General features: G+C 55.4%; 26 protein-coding genes and 1 pseudogene. 17 read left to right on the top strand and 10 right to left on the bottom strand.

Features of this window, described 5'->3' with window-relative positions; all coding sequences use genetic code 11:
• The first annotated feature begins 16 nt into the window (after positions 1-16).
• Positions 17-586, top strand: a complete 570-nt coding sequence (locus tag KOSB73_RS22005; RefSeq protein WP_049088439.1) for a UbiX family flavin prenyltransferase — start codon at positions 17-19, stop codon at positions 584-586.
• 112 nt (positions 587-698) lie between these two features.
• Here the strand turns inward: KOSB73_RS22005 and KOSB73_RS31520 are convergent.
• Positions 699-824 (bottom strand): annotated as a pseudogene (locus KOSB73_RS31520) (hypothetical protein).
• Positions 825-877: 53 nt separating this feature from the next.
• Between KOSB73_RS31520 and argT the strand changes: the two are divergent.
• The 5 genes from argT to hisP all read left to right on the top strand — a co-directional run bounded on the left by argT (position 878) and on the right by hisP (position 4,947).
• Positions 878-1,660 (top strand): lysine/arginine/ornithine ABC transporter substrate-binding protein ArgT, encoded by a 783-nt coding sequence (gene argT, locus KOSB73_RS22000; protein ID WP_024359280.1) that lies wholly within the window; start codon positions 878-880, stop codon positions 1,658-1,660.
• A 257-nt stretch (positions 1,661-1,917) separates the two neighbouring features.
• Positions 1,918-2,700 carry a histidine ABC transporter substrate-binding protein HisJ gene (gene hisJ / locus KOSB73_RS21995; RefSeq protein ID WP_004123203.1) on the top strand — a complete coding sequence of 261 codons (783 nt, stop codon included), beginning with the start codon at positions 1,918-1,920 and terminating at the stop codon, positions 2,698-2,700.
• Positions 2,701-2,766: 66 nt separating this feature from the next.
• Entirely contained in the window at positions 2,767-3,453 is a 687-nt protein-coding gene (locus tag KOSB73_RS21990; RefSeq protein ID WP_004123199.1) for a histidine ABC transporter permease HisQ, read from the top strand.
• Entirely contained in the window at positions 3,450-4,166 is a 717-nt protein-coding gene (hisM, locus tag KOSB73_RS21985; protein ID WP_004870894.1) for a histidine ABC transporter permease HisM, read from the top strand. The genes KOSB73_RS21990 and hisM overlap by 4 nt, the downstream gene beginning before the upstream one ends.
• A gap of 7 nt (positions 4,167-4,173) precedes the next feature.
• Positions 4,174-4,947 carry a histidine ABC transporter ATP-binding protein HisP gene (gene hisP, locus KOSB73_RS21980; RefSeq protein WP_004123193.1) on the top strand — a complete coding sequence of 258 codons (774 nt, stop codon included), beginning with the start codon at positions 4,174-4,176 and terminating at the stop codon, positions 4,945-4,947.
• A gap of 41 nt (positions 4,948-4,988) precedes the next feature.
• Here hisP and KOSB73_RS21975 read toward each other — a convergent pair whose 3' ends face one another.
• The 6 genes from KOSB73_RS21975 to yfcG form a co-directional block, all read right to left on the bottom strand.
• The gene (locus tag KOSB73_RS21975; RefSeq protein ID WP_024359278.1) at positions 4,989-5,486 is read right to left on the bottom strand and encodes a GNAT family N-acetyltransferase; all 498 of its coding nucleotides are present in this window, start codon (positions 5,484-5,486) and stop codon (positions 4,989-4,991) included.
• A 56-nt stretch (positions 5,487-5,542) separates the two neighbouring features.
• The gene (locus tag KOSB73_RS21970; RefSeq protein WP_049088443.1) at positions 5,543-6,109 is read right to left on the bottom strand and encodes a hypothetical protein; all 567 of its coding nucleotides are present in this window, start codon (positions 6,107-6,109) and stop codon (positions 5,543-5,545) included.
• Between the two features lie 3 nt (positions 6,110-6,112).
• Complete coding sequence (locus KOSB73_RS21965; RefSeq protein WP_024359276.1) at positions 6,113-6,367, bottom strand: hypothetical protein; 255 nt, start codon at positions 6,365-6,367, stop codon at positions 6,113-6,115.
• A 217-nt stretch (positions 6,368-6,584) separates the two neighbouring features.
• Positions 6,585-7,478 carry a TIGR01777 family oxidoreductase gene (locus KOSB73_RS21960; protein ID WP_024359275.1) on the bottom strand — a complete coding sequence of 298 codons (894 nt, stop codon included), beginning with the start codon at positions 7,476-7,478 and terminating at the stop codon, positions 6,585-6,587.
• A 23-nt stretch (positions 7,479-7,501) separates the two neighbouring features.
• Positions 7,502-7,864 carry a dihydroneopterin triphosphate 2'-epimerase gene (folX, locus tag KOSB73_RS21955; RefSeq protein WP_004104107.1) on the bottom strand — a complete coding sequence of 121 codons (363 nt, stop codon included), beginning with the start codon at positions 7,862-7,864 and terminating at the stop codon, positions 7,502-7,504.
• Positions 7,865-7,929: 65 nt separating this feature from the next.
• A complete protein-coding gene (gene yfcG, locus KOSB73_RS21950; RefSeq protein ID WP_049087139.1) occupies positions 7,930-8,559 on the bottom strand; it encodes a GSH-dependent disulfide bond oxidoreductase in 630 nt (209 codons plus the stop codon).
• 208 nt (positions 8,560-8,767) lie between these two features.
• On the opposite strand from yfcG, the gene yfcF reads away from it, so the two are divergent.
• Genes yfcF through yfcD form a run of 3 tightly spaced genes read left to right on the top strand, consistent with a single transcriptional unit; the run spans position 8,768 to position 10,633 of the window.
• Positions 8,768-9,412 carry a glutathione transferase gene (gene yfcF, locus KOSB73_RS21945; RefSeq protein WP_024359273.1) on the top strand — a complete coding sequence of 215 codons (645 nt, stop codon included), beginning with the start codon at positions 8,768-8,770 and terminating at the stop codon, positions 9,410-9,412.
• A 56-nt stretch (positions 9,413-9,468) separates the two neighbouring features.
• Positions 9,469-10,020, top strand: coding sequence for a phosphodiesterase (yfcE, locus tag KOSB73_RS21940; protein ID WP_004870910.1), 552 nt, complete (start codon positions 9,469-9,471; stop codon positions 10,018-10,020).
• A gap of 58 nt (positions 10,021-10,078) precedes the next feature.
• Positions 10,079-10,633 carry an NUDIX hydrolase YfcD gene (gene yfcD, locus KOSB73_RS21935; protein WP_004852867.1) on the top strand — a complete coding sequence of 185 codons (555 nt, stop codon included), beginning with the start codon at positions 10,079-10,081 and terminating at the stop codon, positions 10,631-10,633.
• A gap of 2 nt (positions 10,634-10,635) precedes the next feature.
• Here the strand turns inward: yfcD and KOSB73_RS21930 are convergent, their stop codons facing one another.
• The gene (locus KOSB73_RS21930; RefSeq protein ID WP_004870912.1) at positions 10,636-11,655 is read right to left on the bottom strand and encodes a LacI family DNA-binding transcriptional regulator; all 1,020 of its coding nucleotides are present in this window, start codon (positions 11,653-11,655) and stop codon (positions 10,636-10,638) included.
• Between the two features lie 236 nt (positions 11,656-11,891).
• Between KOSB73_RS21930 and KOSB73_RS21925 the strand changes: the two genes are divergently transcribed.
• From KOSB73_RS21925 to KOSB73_RS21905, 5 genes are all read left to right on the top strand, one after another.
• Positions 11,892-12,335 (top strand): PTS sugar transporter subunit IIA, encoded by a 444-nt coding sequence (locus KOSB73_RS21925; RefSeq protein WP_004870914.1) that lies wholly within the window; start codon positions 11,892-11,894, stop codon positions 12,333-12,335.
• A gap of 80 nt (positions 12,336-12,415) precedes the next feature.
• Positions 12,416-12,688, top strand: a complete 273-nt coding sequence (locus KOSB73_RS21920) for a PTS sugar transporter subunit IIB (RefSeq protein WP_004870916.1) — start codon at positions 12,416-12,418, stop codon at positions 12,686-12,688.
• A gap of 20 nt (positions 12,689-12,708) precedes the next feature.
• Positions 12,709-14,100: a PTS ascorbate transporter subunit IIC gene (locus KOSB73_RS21915; protein ID WP_098140993.1), complete on the top strand. Its 1,392-nt coding sequence runs from the start codon at positions 12,709-12,711 to the stop codon at positions 14,098-14,100.
• Positions 14,097-14,927 (top strand): transketolase, encoded by an 831-nt coding sequence (locus tag KOSB73_RS21910; RefSeq protein ID WP_049088452.1) that lies wholly within the window; start codon positions 14,097-14,099, stop codon positions 14,925-14,927. Before KOSB73_RS21915 ends, KOSB73_RS21910 begins: the two co-directional genes overlap by 4 nt.
• Positions 14,920-15,873, top strand: coding sequence for a transketolase family protein (locus KOSB73_RS21905; protein ID WP_004870922.1), 954 nt, complete (start codon positions 14,920-14,922; stop codon positions 15,871-15,873). The genes KOSB73_RS21910 and KOSB73_RS21905 overlap by 8 nt, the downstream gene beginning before the upstream one ends.
• Positions 15,874-15,919: 46 nt before the next feature.
• On the opposite strand, the gene pta is transcribed toward KOSB73_RS21905, so the two are convergent.
• Together pta and ackA are read right to left on the bottom strand one after the other, a co-directional pair.
• Positions 15,920-18,064, bottom strand: coding sequence for a phosphate acetyltransferase (gene pta, locus KOSB73_RS21900; RefSeq protein WP_024359270.1), 2,145 nt, complete (start codon positions 18,062-18,064; stop codon positions 15,920-15,922).
• A gap of 76 nt (positions 18,065-18,140) precedes the next feature.
• Positions 18,141-19,343 carry an acetate kinase gene (gene ackA / locus KOSB73_RS21895; protein WP_004123156.1) on the bottom strand — a complete coding sequence of 401 codons (1,203 nt, stop codon included), beginning with the start codon at positions 19,341-19,343 and terminating at the stop codon, positions 18,141-18,143.
• 336 nt (positions 19,344-19,679) lie between these two features.
• Here ackA and yfbV point away from each other — a divergent pair, with 336 nt between their 5' ends.
• From yfbV to KOSB73_RS21880, 3 genes are all read left to right on the top strand, one after another.
• Positions 19,680-20,135 (top strand): terminus macrodomain insulation protein YfbV, encoded by a 456-nt coding sequence (gene yfbV, locus KOSB73_RS21890; RefSeq protein WP_024359269.1) that lies wholly within the window; start codon positions 19,680-19,682, stop codon positions 20,133-20,135.
• 86 nt (positions 20,136-20,221) lie between these two features.
• Entirely contained in the window at positions 20,222-20,716 is a 495-nt protein-coding gene (locus KOSB73_RS21885) for a YfbU family protein (RefSeq protein WP_004123152.1), read from the top strand.
• Positions 20,717-20,727: 11 nt separating this feature from the next.
• On the top strand, positions 20,728-21,387 hold the full coding sequence (locus KOSB73_RS21880; protein ID WP_024359268.1) for a sugar phosphatase: 660 nt from the start codon (positions 20,728-20,730) through the stop codon (positions 21,385-21,387).
• Positions 21,388-21,444: the final 57 nt, after the last annotated feature.

Genomic DNA, 21,444 nt, shown 5'->3' with positions numbered 1-21,444 from the left:
GAAAGGGGCAATCATCGTGAAGCGACTCATTATCGGTATATCTGGCGCCAGCGGCGCAATCTACGGCGTGCGTTTGCTCCAGGTTTTGCGCGAGGTGCCTGATGTCGAAACCCATCTTATTTTAAGCCAGGCGGCGCGGCAGACGCTGGCGCTGGAGACGGATTTCTCCCTGCGGGAGGTGCAGGCGTTAGCCGATGTGGTGCACGATGCCCGCGATATCGCCGCCAGCATCTCTTCCGGCTCTTTTAAAACCGCGGGAATGGTCATTTTGCCGTGTTCGATGAAGACCCTTTCCGGCATTGTTCATAGCTATACCGATGGGCTATTGACCAGGGCGGCAGACGTGGTGCTCAAAGAGCGTCGCCCGCTGGTGCTGTGCGTAAGGGAAACGCCGTTCCACCTTGGCCACCTGCGTCTGCTGGTCCAGGCGGCGGAAATGGGCGCGGTGATTATGCCGCCGGTTCCCGCGTTTTATCATCGGCCAAAGACCCTTGATGACGTGATAAACCAAACGGTCAACCGCGTTATCGATCAGTTTGATATTTCTCTTCCTGAAGACCTCTTTACCCGCTGGCAGGGAGCGTAAAGCGCACTAAGATAGTGCGCTTTATTCACATCTGCATTGCCGCAGTGCAATTTTGTCGCCTCGATCAAATCCTCAACATTTAATTTGTTTTTTTGCGCTGTGACACTGCGGTTTATCCGTTATTGCTGGTATCTTCCCTTTTAAGACAAACTTGCAACCTTTATTTAACAAATTTAACGCCATTTCCAGCACGCACTGAGAAAATGGCATAAAACGTGCAAGATTTTGTCGGCAGCATAAATAACAAAATAACGCATCGCATAACAACATCACGACACTTAAGGGTAACCTATGAAGAAGACGGTCCTGGCTCTCTCTTTAATGATGGGCATTTGCAGCGCCTCCAGCGCGTTCGCCGCGCTGCCGCAGAGTATTCGCATTGGCACCGATGCCACCTACGCGCCTTTCTCTTCTAAGGATGCGAAAGGGGATTTCGTGGGTTTTGACATTGATTTGGGCAATGAGCTCTGTTCGCGTATCAAAGTAAAATGTACCTGGGTTGGCAGCGATTTCGACTCCCTGATCCCGTCGCTGAAGGCCAAGAAAATCGACGCTATCATCTCTTCGTTGTCGATTACGGAAAAACGCCAGCAGGAAATCGCCTTCTCTGACAAGCTCTACGCCGCCGACTCGCGCCTGATTGCCGCCAAAGGCTCGCCGATTCAGCCAACGCTGGAATCGCTGAAAGGCAAGCATGTCGGCGTGCTTCAGGGCTCTACCCAGGAGGCCTATGGTAATGAACGCTGGCGCAGCCACGGCGTCGATGTCGTGGCTTATCAGAACCAGGATTTGATTTACTCAGACCTCTCCGCTGGCCGCCTTGACGCCGCATTGCAGGATGAAGTGGCCGCGAGCGAAGGTTTCCTCAAGCAACCCGCCGGTAAAGATTTCGCGTTTGCCGGTCCTTCCGTTAAAGACAAAAAATTCTTCGGTGATGGTACCGGCATCGGCCTGCGTAAGGACGATAGCGAGCTGAAGGCCGCGTTTGATAAAGCGCTGGCTGACATGCGTAAAGACGGTACCTACGACAAAATGGCGAAGAAGTACTTCGACTTCAACGTTTACGGTGAGTAAGACGCCCGCTGGCCCGGACTCCGGGCCACGCGTATCTATTTCTGCCCATTATTGGTGCAACTGCGCTTTTTGCGGATCGCTTTGGTGCAAAGAATTCCGCACGGGATGTTAATAAGTGCATAGTTAAGCGTTTCTGATGCGAAAAAATTTGCTTCCTGGCGCGGAATGTTTTGCCTTACCGGGGCGAATAATGGCACGATAACTGCCGTAAGTACTTCTAATAAATCCGTTAGAATGACAGTCTGTTGAGGATAGTTATGAAAAAACTGGCGTTGTCTCTCTCTTTAGCGCTGGCCCTTTCCAGCGTTTCCACTGTATTCGCAGCCATTCCACAAAAAGTCCGCATCGGCACCGATCCTACTTATGCCCCGTTCGAATCCAAGAATGCACAGGGTGAATTGGTTGGTTTTGACATCGATCTGGCAAAAGAGCTCTGTAAGCGCATCAATACGCAATGTACCTTCATTGAGAACCCGCTGGACGCGCTGATCCCGTCTTTAAAAGCGAAGAAAATCGATGCCATTATGTCTTCGCTTTCAATCACCGAAAAACGTCAGCAGGAAATTGCCTTCACCGACAAGCTTTACGCGGCGGATTCGCGCCTGGTCGTGAAAAAAGGCAGCGATATTACGCCAGACCTCGCGAAGCTGAAAGGTAAACGCGTTGGCGTTCTGCAGGGTACCACTCAGGAAACCTACGGCAACGAGCACTGGGCGCCGAAGGGTATTGAAATCGTTTCCTACCAGGGGCAGGACAATATTTATTCTGACCTGACCGCTGGACGTATCGATGCTGCGTTCCAGGATGAAGTCGCCGCCAGCGAAGGCTTCCTCAAACAGCCTATCGGCAAGGATTATCAGTTCGGCGGCCCGTCGATTAAAGACGAGAAGCTGTTCGGCGTCGGCACCGGTATGGGGCTGCGTAAAGAGGACAACGAACTGCGTGAAGCATTGAATAAAGCCTTTGCCGAGATGCGCCAGGACGGCACCTACGACAAGCTGGCGAAGAAATATTTCGATTTTAACGTGTACGGCGACTAATCATCCCGCGTACCCCATCGCGCGTGATTTCACGCGCGATGGTTGATGACAGACAGGGCAGACAGCATGCTGTACGGGTTTTCACAGGTTATATTTCAGGGCGCGCTGGTCACCCTTGAGCTGGCGTTAAGCTCGGTCGTTCTGGCGGTGCTTATCGGCCTGGCGGGCGCTGGGGCGAAACTTTCTAACAATCGTCCATTAGCGCTGATTTTTGAAGGCTATACCACTTTAATCCGTGGTGTCCCCGATCTGGTGCTGATGCTGCTGATTTTCTACGGGCTGCAGATCGCGCTTAACAGCGTGACCGATGCGCTTGGCCTGGCGCAGTTTGATATTGACCCAATGGTGGCGGGTATCATCACGCTGGGCTTTATTTACGGCGCCTACTTCACCGAAACTTTTCGCGGCGCCTTCCTGGCGGTGCCGACGGGGCATATTGAAGCGGCGACGGCTTTCGGCTTTAGCGGCGGGCAAACCTTTCGTCGCATTCTGTTCCCGGCAATGATGCGCTATGCGCTGCCTGGAATAGGCAACAACTGGCAGGTGATCCTCAAAGCGACCGCGCTGGTCTCGCTGCTGGGGCTGGAGGATGTGGTCAAGGCAACCCAGCTGGCGGGTAAAAGCACCTGGGAGCCGTTCTACTTCGCCATCGTCTGCGGCCTGATTTATCTCGTATTTACAACGGTTTCCAATGGTGTGCTGCTGATGCTCGAACGCCGTTACTCTGTGGGCGTGAAGAGGGCTGACCTGTGATTGACATTATTCAGGAGTACTGGAAATCCCTGCTGTGGACCGACGGCTACCGCTTTACCGGCGTCGCGATTACGCTCTGGCTGCTGATCTCTTCCGTGGTGATGGGCGGCATCCTGGCGGTTTTCCTCGCAATAGGCCGAGTGTCGAGCAACAAATTTATCCAGTTCCCTATCTGGCTATTCACCTATATCTTTCGCGGCACGCCGCTGTACGTTCAACTGCTGGTGTTCTATTCCGGGATGTATACGCTGGAAATCGTCAAAGGCACTGAACTGCTGAACGCCTTCTTTCGCAGCGGGCTGAACTGTACGGTGCTGGCGCTGACGCTGAACACCTGCGCCTATACCACGGAGATTTTCGCCGGGGCGATTCGTTCAGTGCCGGCAGGCGAGATAGAGGCCGCCCGGGCGTACGGTTTTTCCTCGGTTAAAATGTATCGCTGCATTATCCTGCCTTCCGCGCTGCGTATCGCTCTGCCTGCGTACAGCAACGAAGTGATTCTGATGCTGCATTCCACCGCGCTGGCTTTTACCGCCACGGTGCCGGATCTGCTGAAAATTGCCCGCGATATTAACTCGGCAACCTACCAGCCGTTTACCGCCTTTGGTATTGCCGCAGTACTGTACTTAATTATCTCGTATGTGCTGATTAGCCTGTTCCGCAGAGCGGAAAAGCGCTGGCTCCAGCACATCAAACCTTCTTCGACGCACTGAGAACGCCATGTCCGACAATAAATTAAATGTAATCGATCTGCATAAACGTTACGGCGAGCATGAGGTACTGAAAGGCGTCTCACTGCGGGCGAAAGCCGGAGACGTGATCAGTATTATTGGCTCATCCGGTTCCGGTAAAAGTACCTTTTTGCGCTGCATTAACTTTCTTGAAAAGCCCAGCGAAGGGACGATCGTCGTTAACGGGCAAAACATTGGCCTGGTTCGCGATAAAGACGGTCAGTTAAAGGTGTCAGATAAGAACCAGCTGCGCCTGCTGCGTACCCGCCTGACGATGGTGTTCCAGCACTTCAATTTGTGGAGCCATATGACGGTGCTGGAAAATGTGATGGAAGCGCCGATTCAGGTGTTAGGCCTGAGCAAACAGGAAGCCCGCGATCGGGCGGTCAAATATCTGGCAAAAGTCGGTATTGACGAACGCCAGCAGATTAAATATCCGGTGCACCTCTCCGGCGGCCAGCAGCAGCGCGTTTCCATTGCCCGCGCGCTGGCGATGGAGCCCGACGTACTGCTGTTTGATGAACCGACTTCGGCGCTTGACCCTGAACTGGTGGGCGAAGTGCTGCGTATTATGCAGCAGCTGGCGGAAGAGGGGAAAACCATGGTCGTGGTAACGCATGAAATGGGCTTTGCGCGCCATGTCTCTTCGCACGTGATTTTCCTGCATCAGGGCAAGATTGAAGAAGAAGGGCACCCTGACGATGTTTTCGGCAATCCGAAAAGCCCGCGCCTGCAGCAGTTCCTGAAGGGCTCGTTAAAGTAATACTGCCTATGCCCCCGGCGGAATCCCCTCCGCCGGGACGGCTAGCGCTCCAGCCGATACACCCAGTCATCGTAGTCCATTCCGTTCAAATGATACGCTTTTTCGAGCACCTGAATGCGGATAAAACCGTGTTTTTCCAGCAGGCGGGAAGAGCCAGCGTTATTGCCCAGAACCCAGGCATTTATCGCGTGAACGCCGAGCTGGTTAAAGCCGTAGTCGCAAATTGCTTTTAACGCTTCGCTGGCGTATCCCTTTCCCTGAGCATCGGGCAGGAGAGCGTATCCGATATCCGCTTCGTGCGGATTTTTACCGCTGATGCGCAGGCCGATATCGCCAACCGCCGCGCCGCTGGCGTCGCGCAGTACGAATACGCCAGGGTCAGCGCAGCGGGATTCAAACAGCGTCCGCAGCGCTGGCTCTTCAAGAACCTCGCCCATATAGCGCATCACTTCCGGGTCTCGCCGTAAGCGCAGGAAAAATGGCCAGTCGGATGCGTGAAACGGCGAGAGGCGCAGGCGCGGCGTAGTGAGTATTATCATCATGCAGTCCATAGAGGTGGATTATTCCGCCACCTTAACATCATAAAGCGCTGAGTCTAACCGACCCTCGGTGAAGCCCGGCGCTGATTTTCGAGCCCGCCGAGATAGCGCAGCACGGTGTTGCTCTCTTGCGTCGCCCTCAACTGCAGCGCCAGGTTGAGGTTGTCCAGCACCTCGGCGTGGGCGACCAGCGGTGAATCCCCGGCAAGCCGTCCCTCCATCACCAGCCAGCCGACGACGGTTTTCCAGCGCCACAGCGGCGAATTGCCTTTCACCCGCTGTACCGGCCCTGGAAACTGGCCCGAGCCTCGTGCGCCATCTTTCAATAAGGCGATGGCCTGTCGCGTCAGGCCGGTGAGTTCAGCAATATCGCTTAATCCAACCAGCGCGGAATCGACGGATTCGACCCGCGCATTCAGGGCCGGGGCGGATTCGATATTGGCAATCGCTGACAAAATGGCCTGTTCGAGAGAATCGCATTCGCGGTCGAACTCCAGATAGACCGCCGTTCCGTAAAAGCAGACCAGGGCATCAGCGCAGCCTGCCGCATGCAGCGCATCCTCTAGTCCCACGGTATGCGCGGTGACGCCGGAGAGGGTGAGCGTAAAGTTATACAGCGCCATGGTTTAATCCTTCTTGTGGTTAATCTGACCCGATACGGGTACCAGACAGCGATCGACCATGCGGATGATTTGCCTGGCATGGTGCATGGGCGCCGCCGGCGTTGACCAGATGCTCATCATGTGTTCCCGATGGTGGGCTGTTCCGCACATCAGTCGCCCAAAACAGTGCGCGCTTTTGCCGCCAGGGAGAAAAATCCAGCCGCGCGCCAGCGCGTAGTCAATAGCGGCTCTGATATGTTTATCCGGATGTTCCTTCATCAATGTGTCCTGCTAATACTGAATATAATGTTGACGGATGTCAACGGTTGGGTAAAGTTAAATCACACGCAGGGGTTATGACAGAGTGAAGGGGAGATCGCTGGAATGAGATTCACAGTTAAGACGCGACAGACGCGGTGGTTTTTACGCGTTGCGAGGAGGGTTCCACAAATAACAGAGCAGGGAGATCGCCGAGACCTCCCTGAAGGCCCCTGAACTATTTCAGGACATCGGCAAGGGCCTCTTCCAGATCGTACCAACGAAAGCCAAATCCGGCGGCTTCCAGGCGTTTTGGCAGCGCGCGCTGGCCGCCGAGTACCAGAACGGAAGATTCTCCCATCAGCAGGCGAATCGCCGCCGCCGGGACGCGGAAAATGGCGGGCCGATTCAACGCATGGCCCAGCGCGTGGGCGAACTGCTCGTTACGCACCGGGTAAGGGGAAACCATATTAAACGGCCCCCGCAGGTCGTTATCCAGCAGCCAGAGGATACCGTTGACCATGTCGTCGATGTGGATCCACGCCAGATATTGCCTTCCGCTACCGATAGGGCCGCCGAGGCCAAGTTTAAAAGCCGGCGTCATTTTGGCCAGAATGCCGCCGCGCGGCGCCAGCACCACGCCGGTACGCAGCAGGCAGACGCGGGTGCGATCGCTCTGTGCTTCACAGGCGATTTGCTCCCAGCGGGCGCAAAGCTTATGGGTAAACTCGTTGTGCGGCGGCTCTTCTTCGGTAACCACGACTTCACCGAGGTCGCCATAGTAACCGGTGGCGGAACCGCTTATCAGCACCGTGGGTGGCGTATCGCTGGCGTTGCACAGCTTGACCAGCTTTTGCGTGATATCCCAGCGGCTGTGGCAGAGACGTTGTTTCTGCTCCGCCGTCCAGCGTTTATCGGCGATCGGCTCGCCTGCCAGATTAATGACGGCATCAATGCCGTTGAGGTTCGCCTGATGCTCGAAATCGCGCCACAGGGTGACGCGTGGGTCGAGGCGGCTTTTGGCCTTTTCCGGGCTGCGCGTTGAAACCGTTACGTGATGCCCCAGCTCCAGTAGCCGGGGGATCAGATGTCGGCCTATCAGGCCGGTACCGCCAGTAAGCAGAACGTTCATAGCGCCTCCCTAAGATGATGCGCCTAACGCCGCCAGCTCATCGTCATGGATACCGAATCGGCGTAGCGCAGCGCATGCAGTTTATCGATCTCTACTTCAGCATAAGTGACCCAGTGATGTTCGCGTGCGATATCGAGCACATCCTGAGTTAATTTTTCCAGCAGAGAGAAGCGGTTATTCTCAATATGGCTAATAATGCGCTTGGTGATGGTGCGGTAGTTCAGCGCATCGTTAATGTCTTCGCTGTTGCGTGATTTCTCCGCCGGATAATGGATAGCGACGTTAACCACCACGTCCTGGCGGTTGGCGATCTCTTCCTCTTTAATTCCGATAAAAGTACGCAGGCGCAGGTTCTTAATTCGAATAATGGCGTCTGGTTGAGACATTGCAGGCTTCCTCCGTGTAGTAATTTCCGCCATCATACATCAAAGCTTCCCGGGCGAGCAGGGGGTTAATGGGCTTCTGTTTTCAGCAGCGCTTCAACGGTGGCCGGGCGCTGGCGAATGCGCTCGAACCAGTTATGCACCGCCGGAAAACTGGCGAGGTCGATACGCTGGCGCTGATGGGCATTCACCCACGGCCAGCAGGCGATATCGGCGATGCTGTAGTGATTGCCGCCAAGCCAGGGGCTCTCGCCAAGGCGCCGATTGAGCACGCCATACAGACGCTGCGTTTCCACCTGATAGCGTTCAATGGCGTAGGGCACCGCCTGCGGAGCAAAGTGGTTGAAATGATGATTTTGCCCGAGCATCGGCCCTAACCCACCGACCTGCCAGAATAACCACTGTAGCGTAACGTGGCGTTCGCGGAGTTCGCCGCTCAGTAATTTGCCGGTTTTTTCAGCCAGATAAAGCAGGATCTCGCCGGACTCAAACAGGCTTAACGGGGCGCCGCCGTCGGCGGGAGCATCGTCAACGATCGCCGGGATCTTGTTGTTCGGTGAAATCGCCAGAAACGACGGTTGAAACTGCTCCCCCTTACTGATATCCACCCGGATCAGGCGGTAAGGCAGCTGCGCTTCTTCAAGGAAGAGCGTGATTTTGTGGCCATTGGGGGTGGGTGCGTAGTAAAGATCGATCATGAGAGTCCCTCGCCGTCACAGGTCGCAAACTTTTCGAGTATAGGTGAACTGGCATCATCCGGCAGGTTTGCCTCATTCTGGATGACTTTCGCCGATAGCGTACACCTCAGAGAAGTATGTAAGATCCTGAGGCTAGCGGTCAGTGACATCCTCTGAAAGACAGGATATGTTGGCGTATCGCCCCATTACATTAGCCATTGAGGATGCTATGAGCCAGCCCGCGATTACCCTGTGGTCCGACGCCGATTTTTTCTCGCCATATGTGATGTCCGTCTACGTTGCCCTGCAGGAAAAGAGCCTGCCTTTTACCCTAAAAACCGTCAACCTCGACAGCGGCGAGCATCTGCAAAGCGGCTGGAAAGGCTACAGCGCGACGCGACGCGTACCGCTGCTGGAGATCGGCGAGTTTTTTCTGAGCGAATCCTCCGCGATTACCGAATATCTGGACGAGCGCTTTGCGCCCCCGGAATGGGAGCGGCTTTATCCGCATGACCTGCAAAAGCGCGCGCGGGCGCGTCAGGTACAGGCCTGGCTGCGCAGCGATTTAATGCCGATCCGTGAAGAACGCTCAACGGACGTGGTCTTTGGCGGCGCAAAGAAGCCTCCGCTCAGCGACGCCGGGCAAAAAAGCGCCGCTAAGCTGTTTGAAACGGCTGGCGTACTGCTGTCCCACGGCGGGCAGAATCTATTTGGCGAGTGGTCCATTGCCGATACCGACCTGGCGCTGATGCTCAATCGACTGGTCCTTAACGGCGATGAGGTCCCCGCCGCGCTGGCGGATTACGCCGCCTTCCAGTGGCAGCGGGCGTCGGTACAGCGCTACGTCGCACTCTCAGCCAAACGCGCGGGCTGATAAGCTTCAGCGGTTCCGTTATCATAGACGCATCGTCATGCGTGGAGATAAATTGTATGAAGCTGATGTTTGCCTCGGATATCCACGGCTCTCTGCCTGCCGCTGAACGCGTGCTTGAGCTGTTCGCGCGCAGTGGGGCGCAGTGGCTGGTTATCCTCGGCGATGTGCTTAACCACGGGCCGCGTAACGCCCTTCCCGAAGGCTATGCTCCGGCCCAGGTCGCGGAGGCGCTCAATCGCGTGGCGGAGCGGGTGATTGCCGTACGCGGCAACTGCGACAGCGAAGTCGATCAGATGCTGCTCCATTTCCCCATTACCGCCCCCTGGCAGCAGGTTTTGAGCGAGCGAACCCGCCTGTTTCTGACCCACGGACATCTGTATAGCCCCGATAATTTGCCTCCCCTCGCCGCTGGCGATGTGCTGGCTTATGGTCATACTCATATTCCGGTTGCCGAGAAACGCGGTGAGATTTTCCTCTTCAACCCCGGCTCGGTCAGCATCCCTAAAGGGGGATTTACCGCCAGCTACGGTCTGCTGAACGAGGGGCAATTGCAGGTTTTAGCACTCGATGATAATCAGGTTATTGCAGAGGTCGCAATTTACCCGTAATTTACCCCTCAACCGTATAGACGCGCCGCAAGAGCGCTTTAAAAAGTAAGGTTTCCTGATGGCGGAACAGAATCATTTGGCAAGCACAGAATGGGTCGATATTGTTAATGAAAACAATGAGGTGATAGCACAGTCCAGCCGCGAACAAATGCGTGCGGAGTGTTTGCGTCATCGTGCGACCTACATTGTTGTTCATGATGGGATGGGCAAAATCCTGGTACAGCGCCGTACCGAAACAAAAGATTTCCAGCCTGGCATGCTGGACGCTACCGCCGGCGGCGTGGTGCAGGCTGACGAGCAAATGCTGGAGTCCGCGCGCCGGGAGGCGGAAGAAGAGCTCGGTATTGCCGGCGTGCCTTTTGCTGACCACGGGCAGTTTTACTACGAAGATAAACACTGCCGCGTCTGGGGCGGCCTGTTTAGCTGCGTCTCGCACGGGCCGTTCGCCCTGCAGGAAGAAGAAGTGAGCGAAGTGTGCTGGCTGACGCCGGAAGAGATCACCGCCCGCTGCGATGAGTTCACCCCGGATTCATTAAAAGCGCTGGCGCTGTGGATGACCCGCAATGCCAATAATGAGTCAGCAAAAAGCGAAAAGCAGGAAGAGGCCGAGTAGTTTTAACAGCTATCCCTCATGCATAAACTGGATGCGATGGGTCTTCTGTCGCTCCAGTTTCCCTCGCTAAGCCGCTCCAGAAGAGCACGGCCGGCTTCGATGCCAATCTTGTGATGCGGTACCGCCATCGTCGTTAACGGTGGCTGGCAGACCCGACTTACGTCACTATCCCCAAAGCCGACGACGGCTAAATCATCAGGAACTTTGATGCGCCGACGCTGGCATTCATACAGCGCTCCGCATGCCAGCTCATCGGAAACGCAGACCAGCGCATCGAGTTCCGGCCATGCCAGCAAAAACTCCGGCAGCTGTGAAGCGCCGGTGGAAAAGTTGGCGGGCAGCGCGGCGTTAATCACCCGGTTTGGCGACATGTGATGGCGCAGCATGGCTTTATACCATCCCTGTAAATGCTGCTGAAAAATCCACTGTTCCTGATTGGCGCACAGCAGACCGATATTCTGATAGCCGCGGTGGATAAGCATCTCCGTCAGCTCGAACATCGCCGCCACGTTATCAATGCCGATATTCATGTCGATAGGATCGGCGCGCATTGCGCCCATCTCCACCACCGGAATCGAGGCGTTCTGCAGCCAGTGGCGTACGGTATCGCTGTGCTCAACGCTCAGTAGAATGGCGGCGGCAATATTAGAAGCCAGCAGCGTTTCCAGTAGTTTCTCTTCCTGCTCCAGACGGTGCTGCGATTCCGCCAGCATGATTTGATATCCTGCCGGCTGTAATATCTGCTGAAGCCCGGCAAACATCGCCGAGCAGCCCGCTTCCGCAAGATTTGGCACCACCATGGCGATGGTTCGTGAGGAGGCTGACGCCAGCGCGCTGGCGGCAAGATTAGGCATGTACCCCAGCTCCTGCACCGCCGCTTCGATTTTTTCACGTAGCTTATCGGAAACTTGTTCCGGCGTGCGAAGGGCGCGGGACACGGTCATCGTTCCTACGCCAGCCAGTTGCGCAACGTCGGCGATCGTGACTTTACCGGTACTACGCCGTTTTCGGGTTAGAGACATACACATTCCTGCTAAACAGACGTTTTTTATTATCATCCATTACTTCACGTGTCAGGAGTATACGCCTTAAACGGGCCTTTTTGCTGCGTTTTGATGGGATGATTGCGAATTGATAGCGCTATCACAAATCTGAATGTTCAACGTTGGTAGCGCTATCTTTGTGATCGCTCTCGCAGATAACTCTTGGCGGCTTGCATAAAGTTTGCCCATCTTTTGCTAAAAGTGGGGGTGACAAAATGCTCAAAACATGGCTCTCGGATGCCACCATCATGCTGCGGCAGAGCGTGGAAACCTGGCCACAGGCGCTGGACATCTGTGCCCAACCGCTGCTCAAGGCCGGTGTGATAGAACCTGCGTACGTAAAGGCCATCGTGGAGCAGCATCAAAGGTTGGGGCCCTACTATGTACTGGCTCCGGGTCTGGCGATGCCGCACGCGCGACCGGAGGAGGGAGCGAAAGGCTTAGGTCTGTCGCTGCTGAAGCTGGGGCAGGGCGTGTCCTTTGGCTCGGAAGAGTTCGACCCGGTTGATATTGTCATTATGCTTGCGGCCCCGGATAAGCATAGCCATATCGAAACAATCTCTGCGCTGGCGGAATTATTTTCCAGCGATGAAGATATGAATAAATTACATCAGGCAACCAACCTGGAGGAGATAAAAACTATCATCGCGCGTTTCTGATTTAATTTTATTATCCGACTTATAACCCATTACGCACCTGCGTGATGCGGACGTACTCTACCCAAAAAAAGGTGATAACAATGAAAATTATGGCAATTTGCGGTTCTGGCCTGGGCAGTAGTTTTATGGTTGAGATGAATATTAAAAAGGTGCTGAAAAAGCTCGATATCGAGGCTGAGGTTGAGCACTCCGATCTGTCGTCGGCAACGCCGGGCGCGGCAGATTTATTCGTGATGGCAAAAGATATTGCCGCCAGCGCCAGCGTCCCGGAAAGCCAGCTGGTGGTGATTACCAACATCATCGATATTAACGAACTCGAAGCGCAGCTGCGCGCGTGGTTCGCCAGACAATAACTATTTATAGCGAGGTGGATATGTTTATCCTTGAAACGCTGAATTTTGTTGTTGATATACTCAAAGTACCCTCGGTACTGGTCGGTTTAATTGCCTTAATTGGTCTGGTAGCGCAAAAGAAATCTTTCTCCGATGTCGTCAAGGGAACCATTAAAACTATTCTGGGTTTTATTGTTCTCGGCGGCGGCGCGACGGTATTAGTCGGTTCGCTGAATCCGCTGGGGGGCATGTTTGAACACGCATTTAATATTCAGGGCATTATTCCTAATAACGAGGCGATTGTTTCTATTGCGCTGGAAAAATACGGTGCTTCAACCGCGCTTATAATGGCGTTCGGGATGGTAGCGAATATTGTAGTCGCCCGGTTTACGCGTCTGAAGTATATCTTCCTGACCGGCCACCACACCTTCTATATGGCCTGTATGATCGGCGTGATTCTTACCGTGGCGGGTTTTGAAGGTATCGGGCTGGTCTTTACCGGTTCCCTGATCCTCGGCCTGGTGATGGCGTTCTTCCCGGCGCTGGCCCAGCGCTATATGAAGCGTATTACCGGCACGGATGACATCGCTTTCGGCCACTTCGGCACCCTGGGCTATGTCCTTTCGGGATGGATCGGTAGCGTCTGCGGTAAAGGCTCGCGTTCAACCGAAGAGATGAACCTACCGAAAAACCTGAGCTTCCTGCGCGACAGCTCCATCTCCATTTCGCTGACCATGATGATTATCTATTTGATTATGGCGGTGAGCGCGGGGCGTGAATATGTTGAAAACACCTTCAGCGGCGGCCAGAACTACCTGGTATACGCCATCATCATGGCGATTACCTTCGCCGCCGGGGTGTTCATCATCCTGCAAGGGGTACGTCTGATCCTGGCGGAAATCGTCCCGGCCTTTACCGGATTTTCGGAGAAGCTGGTGCCTAATGCCCGTCCGGCGCTGGACTGCCCGGTGGTCTATCCCTATGCGCCCAATGCGGTACTGATTGGCTTCCTGTTCAGCTTCCTCGGCGGCCTGGTCGGGCTGTTCCTCTGCGGGCAGTTCAAGTGGGTGCTGATTCTGCCCGGCGTGGTGCCGCATTTCTTTACCGGCGCGACCGCCGGCGTATTTGGCAACGCCACCGGTGGGCGGCGCGGGGCGATGATCGGGGCGTTTGCCAACGGCCTGCTGATCACCTTCCTGCCGGTACTGCTGCTGCCGGTGCTGGGCGCGATTGGCTTTGCCAACACCACTTTCTCGGATGCGGATTTCGGCGCCGTCGGTATCGTGCTGGGTAACCTGGCCCGCTATTTGTCGCCGTTTGCCATTACCGGACTTGTGGTGGCGTTGTTCGTACTGCTGGTGGTGTACAACGTTTTTGCGAAAAAGAGATCTGTGGGCGGCGGCGCGCAGGAGAACAGCGGAGCTAAATCATGAATGTGAAAGAAGTGACCCAACTGGCGCGGGATATTCGCGTCGCCACCCTTAAATCGCTGACGGATCTCGGTTTCGGCCACTACGGCGGCAGTATGTCGGTTGTGGAGACGCTGGCGGTACTGTACGGCGCGGTGATGAAAATCGACCCCGCCGATCCGGACTGGCCCGAGCGCGACTACTTTGTGCTGTCGAAAGGTCATGCCGGCCCGGCGCTATACAGCACGTTAGCGATTAAGGGATATTTTCCGCTAGAAGAGCTGAGTACGCTAAACCAGAACGGTACGCGGCTGCCAAGCCACCCGGACCGGCTGAAAACGCGCGGGGTGGACGCCACTACCGGCTCGCTGGGACAGGGGATTTCCATCGCCGGCGGAATGGCGCTGTCGCATAAGCTGGCGGGGCGGGCGAATCGGGTATTCTGCATCGTTGGCGACGGCGAGCTGAATGAAGGCCAGTGCTGGGAAGCGTTCCAGTTTATTGCCCATCATTGCCTGAATAATCTGACCGTGTTTGTTGACTGGAACAAGCTACAGCTTGACGGCAGGCTGGACGAGATCATTCGCGCCTTCAATCTGGAAGATAAATTCCGCGCCTTTGGTTTTGACGTCGTTACCGTCAAAGGCGATGACATCCCCGGACTGCTGGCGGCGGTTCAGCCCGTTCCTCCCGTCGATGCGCGCCCGCGGGTAGTCATTCTCGATAGCGTGAAAGGCCAGGGCGTGCCGTATCTCGAGAATCTCAGTAATAACCATCACTTGCGCCTGACGGGCGAGATGAAAGAGACGCTAAACGAGACGATTCGCCAGCTGGAGGCCGAACATGATTAAAGTTGCACCTGCAGGACAAAAAGATGCCGTAGAGATGCGTAAAGTCTATGCCGGGTTTGTCGCGCAGCAGATTGAAGCCCATAGCCCGATTATCGCCCTGGAAGCGGATCTGATGAGCTCTATGGCGATGGACGGCGTTGCGCGGCAGCATCCACAGCACGTCATCAATTGCGGCATTATGGAAGCGAACGTGATCGGCACCGCCGCCGGGCTATCGTTGACCGGGCGCAAGCCGTTTGTCCATACCTTTACCGCTTTCGCCAGCCGCCGCTGCTTCGACCAGCTGTTTATGGCGCTGGACTATCAGCGGAATAACGTCAAAGTGATTGCCTCTGACGCGGGGGTGACCGCCTGTCATAACGGCGGAACCCATATGTCATTTGAAGATATGGGGATTGTGCGCGGCCTCGCGCATTCGGTGGTGCTGGAAGTGACCGATGCGGTGATGTTCGAGGATATCCTGCGGCAGCTTATCGATCTCGACGGTTTTTACTGGGTACGCACGATCCGCAAACAGGCGCCGAGCGTCTACGCGCCGGGTTCGACGTTCACGATTGGCAAAGGTAATGTGCTGCGCGAAGGTGACGACATCACCCTGATAGCCAACGGGATCATGGTGGCGGAAGCCCTTGAGGCAGCGCGTCAGCTTGAGCAGGAAGGGGTCAGCGCTGCGGTGATTGATATGTTTACCCTGAAGCCCATCGACCGCATGCTGGTGAAAAATTACGCCGAAAAAACCGGGCGTATCGTGACCTGTGAAAATCACAGTATTCATAACGGGCTGGGATCGGCGGTGGCGGAAGTGCTGGTGGAGACCTGCCCGGTTCCGATGCGTCGTGTGGGGGTGAAGGAGCGCTATGGCCAGGTGGGAACGCAGGACTTTCTGCAGAAGGAGTATGGCCTGACGGCGCATGATATAGTCTCGGCGGCGCGAGAGCTGCTGTAAATAAAAAGGCGACCGTGAGGTCGCCTTTTTTCATCCAGCGGGCAGATTATGCTTGCTGCTGGGACGACTGAATCGCGGTCAGGGCGATGGTATAGACGATATCGTCAACCAGCGCGCCACGGGACAGGTCGTTCACCGGCTTACGCATCCCCTGCAGCATCGGCCCGATAGAGATCAGGTCGGCAGAACGCTGTACGGCTTTGTAAGTGGTGTTACCGGTGTTCAGGTCCGGGAAGATGAACACGGTAGCGCGGCCGGCAACCGGAGAGTTCGGCGCTTTGGATTTCGCTACGTCAGCCATGACCGCAGCATCGTACTGCAGCGGGCCGTCGATCATCAGGTCAGGACGTTTTTCCTGCGCCAGACGCGTCGCTTCGCGTACTTTCTCTACATCGCTGCCGGCGCCAGAGGTACCGGTGGAGTAGGAGAGCATGGCTACGCGTGGTTCGATGCCGAAGGCAATCGCGGAGTCTGCGGACTGGATAGCGATTTCAGCCAGCTGTTCAGCGGTCGGATCCGGGTTGATCGCGCAGTCGCCGTAAACGTAAACCTGTTCCGGCAGCAGCATGAAGAATACGGAAGAGACCAGAGAGCTACCCGGCGCAGTTTTGATCAGCTGCAGCGGCGGACGGATGGTGTTGGCGGTGGTGTGAACCGCGCCGGATACCAGGCCGTCGACTTCGTCTTGTTCCAGCATCAGGGTGCCGAGAACCACGTTGTCTTCCAGCTGCTCGCGGGCAACCGCTTCGGTCATGCCTTTGCTCTTACGCAGCTCGACCAGGCGAGCAACGTAGCTTTCGCGAACCACTTCCGGGTCAACGATTTCAATACCGGCGCCCAGCTCTACGCCCTGAGAAGCGGCAACGCGGGTGATTTCATCCGGGTTACCCAGCAGTACGCAGGTCGCGATACCGCGCTCGGCGCAGATAGCCGCGGCTTTAACGGTACGCGGTTCGTTGCCTTCCGGCAGCACAACACGCTTGCCTGCTTTACGCGCCAGCTCGGTGAGCTGATAGCGGAAGGCTGGCGGAGAGAGACGACGGCTGCGCTCGGAAGTCGCGGTCAGGGATTCAATCCAGTCGGCGTTGATATAGTTAGCCACGTATTCCTGAACTTTCTCGATGCGCTCGTGATCGTCAACCGGCACTTCCAGGTTGAAGCTCTGCAGGCTCAGAGAGGTCTGCCAGGTGTTGGTGTTAACCATGAATACCGGCAGGCCGGTAGCAAATGCGCGTTCGCACAGCTTGCTGACGCGCGGGTCCATTTCATAGGCCCCGGTCAGCAGGATGGCGCCGATTTCCACGCCGTTCATCGCGGCCAGGCAGGCGGCGACCAGTACGTCAGGACGGTCCGCGGAAGTGACCAGCAGAGAACCTGCGCGGAAGTGTTCCAGCATGTGCGGAATGCTACGCGCACAGAAGGTGACGGACTTCACGCGGCGGGTATTGATGTCGCCTTCGTTGATGATGGTGGCGTTCAGGTGATGCGCCATATCAATCGCGCGGGTGGCGATCAGATCGAAGCTCCACGGCACCGCGCCCAGAACCGGTAATGGGCTACCGTTCTGCAGCTGAGCCGGATCGATCTTCACGACTTTTGCTTTGGAAGAGTCGTCGAAGATTTCCGACAGGTCCGGGCGAGTACGGCCCTGTTCGTCAACCGGCGCATTCAGCTTGTTGACGATGACGCCGGTGATGCTGGTGTTTTTCGCGCCGCCGAAGCTGCTGCGGGTGAGCTCAATGCGCTCTTTCAGCTGTTCCGGGGTATCGGTACCCTGGGACATCACAAAGACGATTTCAGCGTTCAGCGTTTTCGCGATTTCGTAGTTCAGAGACTGGGCAAACTGATGTTTGCGGGTCGGGACCAGACCTTCAACCAGCACCACTTCAGCATCCTGCGTGTTGGCGTGGTAGTTGGCGATGATCTCTTCCATCAGCACGTCTTTCTGGTTGCTGGAGAGCAGCGACTCAACGTGGCTCATTTTCAACGGCTCTGCGGCCGGAAGGTCGGAGTTCGCGCGAATGATGGTGGTGGTCTGGTCTGGCGCATCGCCACCGGCACGCGGTTGAGCGATAGGTTTAAAGACGCTCAGGCGAACGCCTTTACGTTCCATAGCACGGATAACACCGAGGCTGACGCTGGTCAGGCCTACGCTGGTTCCGGTAGGGATCAGCATGATTGTACGGGACACGATATATCCTCTTTCGTTACCGCCAGTATCAGGCGGGATACAAAACAGCACCGCCAGCTAGGCTGGCGGTGTGGAATCAGGCGGTCAGACGGTTGGCGTCCTGCGCGATGACCAGCTCTTCGTTGGTCGGAATGACGATAGCCGGGCGAGTGCCTTCTTTGTTGATGAAGCCAGACTTGCCGAAACGGGCAGCCAGGTTACGCTCGTGATCAACTTCAAAGCCCAGTACGCCCAGTTTGCCCAGAGACAGTTCGCGAACCATCGCGGCGTTTTCACCGATACCACCGGTGAACACAACGGCGTCCAGACGACCGTCCATCAGCGCGGTGTAGGAGCCGATGTATTTTGCCAGGCGGTGGCAGTAAACGTCCATTGCACGTTTAGCGTCAGCTTTTTCCTGGTAGTTGTCTTCAACATAGCGACAGTCGCTGGTCACTTCGGTCAAACCGAGCAGGCCGGACTCTTTAGTCAGCATTTTGTTGATGGCGTCTACGCTCATGCCCAGGGCATCGTGCAGATGGAAAATGATTGCCGGGTCGATATCGCCAGAACGCGTACCCATCACCAGGCCTTCCAGCGGAGTCAGACCCATGGAAGTGTCAACGCATTTACCGTTGCGGATAGCGGAAACGGAACCACCGTTGCCCAGATGGCAGGTGATGATGTTCAGCTCTTCAACCGGTTTGTTCAGAACTTTCGCGGCTTCCTGAGTCACATAGAAGTGGCTGGTGCCGTGCGCGCCGTAGCGACGTACGCCGTGTTCTTTGTACAGGCTGTACGGCAGGGCATAGAGGTAAGATTCTTCCGGCATAGTCTGATGGAACGCGGTGTCGAACACGGCAACGTTCTTGTCTTTCAGATTAGGGAAGGATTTCAGGGCTTCTGCGATACCGATCAGGTGCGCCGGGTTGTGCAGCGGGGCGAAAGACGCGGAGTCTTTAATTCCCTGAATAACGGAGTCATCGATAACGACGGAGCTGGTGTATTTTTCACCACCGTGAACGATGCGGTGGCCGATTGCGGTCAGCTGAGCAGACAGTTCTGGTTTTTGTGCCAGAATAGTGTTAACGATAAAGTTCAGCGCTTCACTGTGAGCAGCGCCAGCGCCTAATTCGGCTTCTTGCTTGCTGCCATCCATTTTCCATTTGATACGGGCTTCAGGAAGATGGAAACATTCTGCTAAACCAGACAGGTATTCGTCACCGTTGACGGCATCAAGGATAGCGAATTTCAGAGAGGAGCTACCGCAGTTCAGAACCAGTACTAACTTACTCGACATGGAAGTACCTTTTATGATACGTGGCTAAAAAAACGTCAGTGTGTCACAAAGCGTAGCGCAGGATGACATTGACATTTATGATTAACATCATGCCTTGTACTGTTTTCGGGCACGATGAGAGAAGTACATTTGATTTTATGTCATTTTGCATAATTTTCAGCCAGTGGCAGAATATGCGATAATTTGACTAACCTGGTAAAAGGGTCTAACCGCCCCTCAGGTGCGCACAGAATACCTGATTGAGTGCGCCATTGCCAAAATCTTTTGAACGTTGTCATACACAGTTGGTGTTTTGCACAAATTTTTTAAGTTTTATATGTAAAGTTGAGGTAAGCCATGTCCGGTCCCGAGAATCGCTCTGTGAGTTTTTTTGGCTTGTTTCGCCACGGGCAGCATTATGCAAAGACCTGGCCTCTGGATAAGCGCCTTGCTCCGGTGTTTATTGAAAACCGCATTATTCGCGCCACGCGTTATGCGATTCGTATCATGCCGCCGGTGGCGATTTTCACGCTGTGTTGGCAAATCGCCCTCGGTGGCCAGCTGGGCCCGGCCGTCGCCACCGCGCTGTTTGCGCTGAGCCTGCCGATGCAGGGTTTATGGTGGTTGGGCAAGCGTTCAGTGACGCCGCTGCCGCCGTCGATACTGAGCTGGTTTTATGAAGTGCGCGGTAAACTGCAGGAGGCCGGGCAGGCGTTAACGCCGGTAGACGGAAAGCCTGATTATCAGGCTTTAGCTGACACGCTTAAGCGCGCCTTCAAACAACTGGATAAAACTTTCCTTGATGATTTGTAATTGCATCGGGAAAACGCATATAAAAGAAGGCGCATAATTCATGCGCCTTCTTTTTTCACGCCGTAAAAGTGCAACAGGAGTCAAAAATGGAAATGACCAATGCGCAGCGTCTGATTCTGTCGAATCAATACAAAATGATGACGATGCTCGATCCGGACAACGCTGAACGCTACCGCCGCCTGCAGACCATCATTGAGCGTGGATACGGGCTGCAGATGCGCGAGCTGGACCGCGAGTTTGGCCAGCTTACCGAAGAAACGTGTCGCACCATCATTGATATCATGGAGATGTATCACGCGCTGCATGTCTCCTGGACGAACCTGAAGGACGCCAGCGGGATTGACGAGCGTCGGGTCACCTTCCTCGGATTTGACGTGGCGACCGAGGCCCGCTACCTCGGCTATGTCCGCTTTATGGTTAACGTTGAAGGGCGCTACAGCCACTTTGATGCCGGGACTCACGGCTTTAACTCCCAGACCCCAATGTGGGAAAAATACCAGCGCATGCTGAGCACCTGGCACTCCTGCCCGCGCCAGTATCATTTAAGCAGTAACGAAATTAATCAAATTATCAACGCCTGATGGAGGTTCCCGTGCAGTGTAAAGGTTTCCTGTTTGATCTTGACGGGACATTGGTCGATTCGTTGCCGGTTGTGGAGCGTTCGTGGTGCAAATGGGCGGATCGATTCAGTATCCCTCATGATGAAGTGTTGAACTTTATTCATGGCAAACAGGCGATAACCTCATTACGTCATTTTCTTCCCGGCCGCAGCGAAGAAGAGATTCAGTCCGAGTTCGTCTGGCTGGAAAAGGTCGAAGCAGCGGATACGGATGGCGTAACGGCGCTGCCGGGAGCGGTGGCGCTGCTCAGGACGCTTGATGACGCGGGGATCCCTTGGGCGATCGTGACGTCAGGTTCGATTCCCGTCGCCCACGCCCGTCACCGCGCCGCGGGGCTGCCTGAGGCGAAGGTTTTCGTCACCGCCGAGCGCGTAAAGCACGGGAAACCCGCTCCGGATGCCTATCTGCTTGGGGCCGAGCTGTTAGGGCTGGCGCCGGGAGATTGCGCCGTGGTGGAGGATGCCCCTGCCGGGTTGCTCTCTGGGCTGAATGCCGGTTGTCGGACCATCGCGGTCAATGTGCCCGCCGATGCGCCGCGTCTTGATGAAGCTGATTTGGTGTTAACAACGCTTGAAAATCTGCTGGTTGAGCGCCTGCCTGACGGCAATGTGAATGTTAGCCTTAAAGATTAATCTCATGATTTAGCCCCGCGCCGGCGGGGCTTTTTTATGCCAAACTTCCAACTCCAT

This window comes from Klebsiella grimontii, from assembly GCF_900200035.1.
Classification (GTDB): domain Bacteria; phylum Pseudomonadota; class Gammaproteobacteria; order Enterobacterales; family Enterobacteriaceae; genus Klebsiella; species Klebsiella grimontii.
Note: the sequence above shows the minus strand (reverse complement) of the source record. Positions and strands in the feature narration are given on the sequence as shown.

Bases quoted from the DNA above. Each gene is read 5' to 3' on its own strand.
- argT (WP_024359280.1), top strand. From the start codon at position 878: ATGAAGAAGACGGTCCTGGCTCTCTCTTTAATGATGGGCATTTGCAGC.
- hisJ (WP_004123203.1), top strand. From the start codon at position 1,918: ATGAAAAAACTGGCGTTGTCTCTCTCTTTAGCGCTGGCCCTTTCCAGC.
- KOSB73_RS21990 (WP_004123199.1), top strand. From the start codon at position 2,767: ATGCTGTACGGGTTTTCACAGGTTATATTTCAGGGCGCGCTGGTCACC.
- hisP (WP_004123193.1), top strand. From the start codon at position 4,174: ATGTCCGACAATAAATTAAATGTAATCGATCTGCATAAACGTTACGGC.
- KOSB73_RS21975 (WP_024359278.1), bottom strand. From the start codon at position 5,486: ATGATAATACTCACTACGCCGCGCCTGCGCCTCTCGCCGTTTCACGCA.
- KOSB73_RS21970 (WP_049088443.1), bottom strand. From the start codon at position 6,109: ATGGCGCTGTATAACTTTACGCTCACCCTCTCCGGCGTCACCGCGCAT.
- KOSB73_RS21965 (WP_024359276.1), bottom strand. From the start codon at position 6,367: ATGAAGGAACATCCGGATAAACATATCAGAGCCGCTATTGACTACGCG.
- KOSB73_RS21960 (WP_024359275.1), bottom strand. From the start codon at position 7,478: ATGAACGTTCTGCTTACTGGCGGTACCGGCCTGATAGGCCGACATCTG.
- folX (WP_004104107.1), bottom strand. From the start codon at position 7,864: ATGTCTCAACCAGACGCCATTATTCGAATTAAGAACCTGCGCCTGCGT.
- yfcG (WP_049087139.1), bottom strand. From the start codon at position 8,559: ATGATCGATCTTTACTACGCACCCACCCCCAATGGCCACAAAATCACG.
- yfcF (WP_024359273.1), top strand. From the start codon at position 8,768: ATGAGCCAGCCCGCGATTACCCTGTGGTCCGACGCCGATTTTTTCTCG.
- yfcE (WP_004870910.1), top strand. From the start codon at position 9,469: ATGAAGCTGATGTTTGCCTCGGATATCCACGGCTCTCTGCCTGCCGCT.
- yfcD (WP_004852867.1), top strand. From the start codon at position 10,079: ATGGCGGAACAGAATCATTTGGCAAGCACAGAATGGGTCGATATTGTT.
- KOSB73_RS21930 (WP_004870912.1), bottom strand. From the start codon at position 11,655: ATGTCTCTAACCCGAAAACGGCGTAGTACCGGTAAAGTCACGATCGCC.
- KOSB73_RS21925 (WP_004870914.1), top strand. From the start codon at position 11,892: ATGCTCAAAACATGGCTCTCGGATGCCACCATCATGCTGCGGCAGAGC.
- KOSB73_RS21920 (WP_004870916.1), top strand. From the start codon at position 12,416: ATGAAAATTATGGCAATTTGCGGTTCTGGCCTGGGCAGTAGTTTTATG.
- KOSB73_RS21915 (WP_098140993.1), top strand. From the start codon at position 12,709: ATGTTTATCCTTGAAACGCTGAATTTTGTTGTTGATATACTCAAAGTA.
- KOSB73_RS21910 (WP_049088452.1), top strand. From the start codon at position 14,097: ATGAATGTGAAAGAAGTGACCCAACTGGCGCGGGATATTCGCGTCGCC.
- KOSB73_RS21905 (WP_004870922.1), top strand. From the start codon at position 14,920: ATGATTAAAGTTGCACCTGCAGGACAAAAAGATGCCGTAGAGATGCGT.
- ackA (WP_004123156.1), bottom strand. From the start codon at position 19,343: ATGTCGAGTAAGTTAGTACTGGTTCTGAACTGCGGTAGCTCCTCTCTG.
- yfbV (WP_024359269.1), top strand. From the start codon at position 19,680: ATGTCCGGTCCCGAGAATCGCTCTGTGAGTTTTTTTGGCTTGTTTCGC.
- KOSB73_RS21885 (WP_004123152.1), top strand. From the start codon at position 20,222: ATGGAAATGACCAATGCGCAGCGTCTGATTCTGTCGAATCAATACAAA.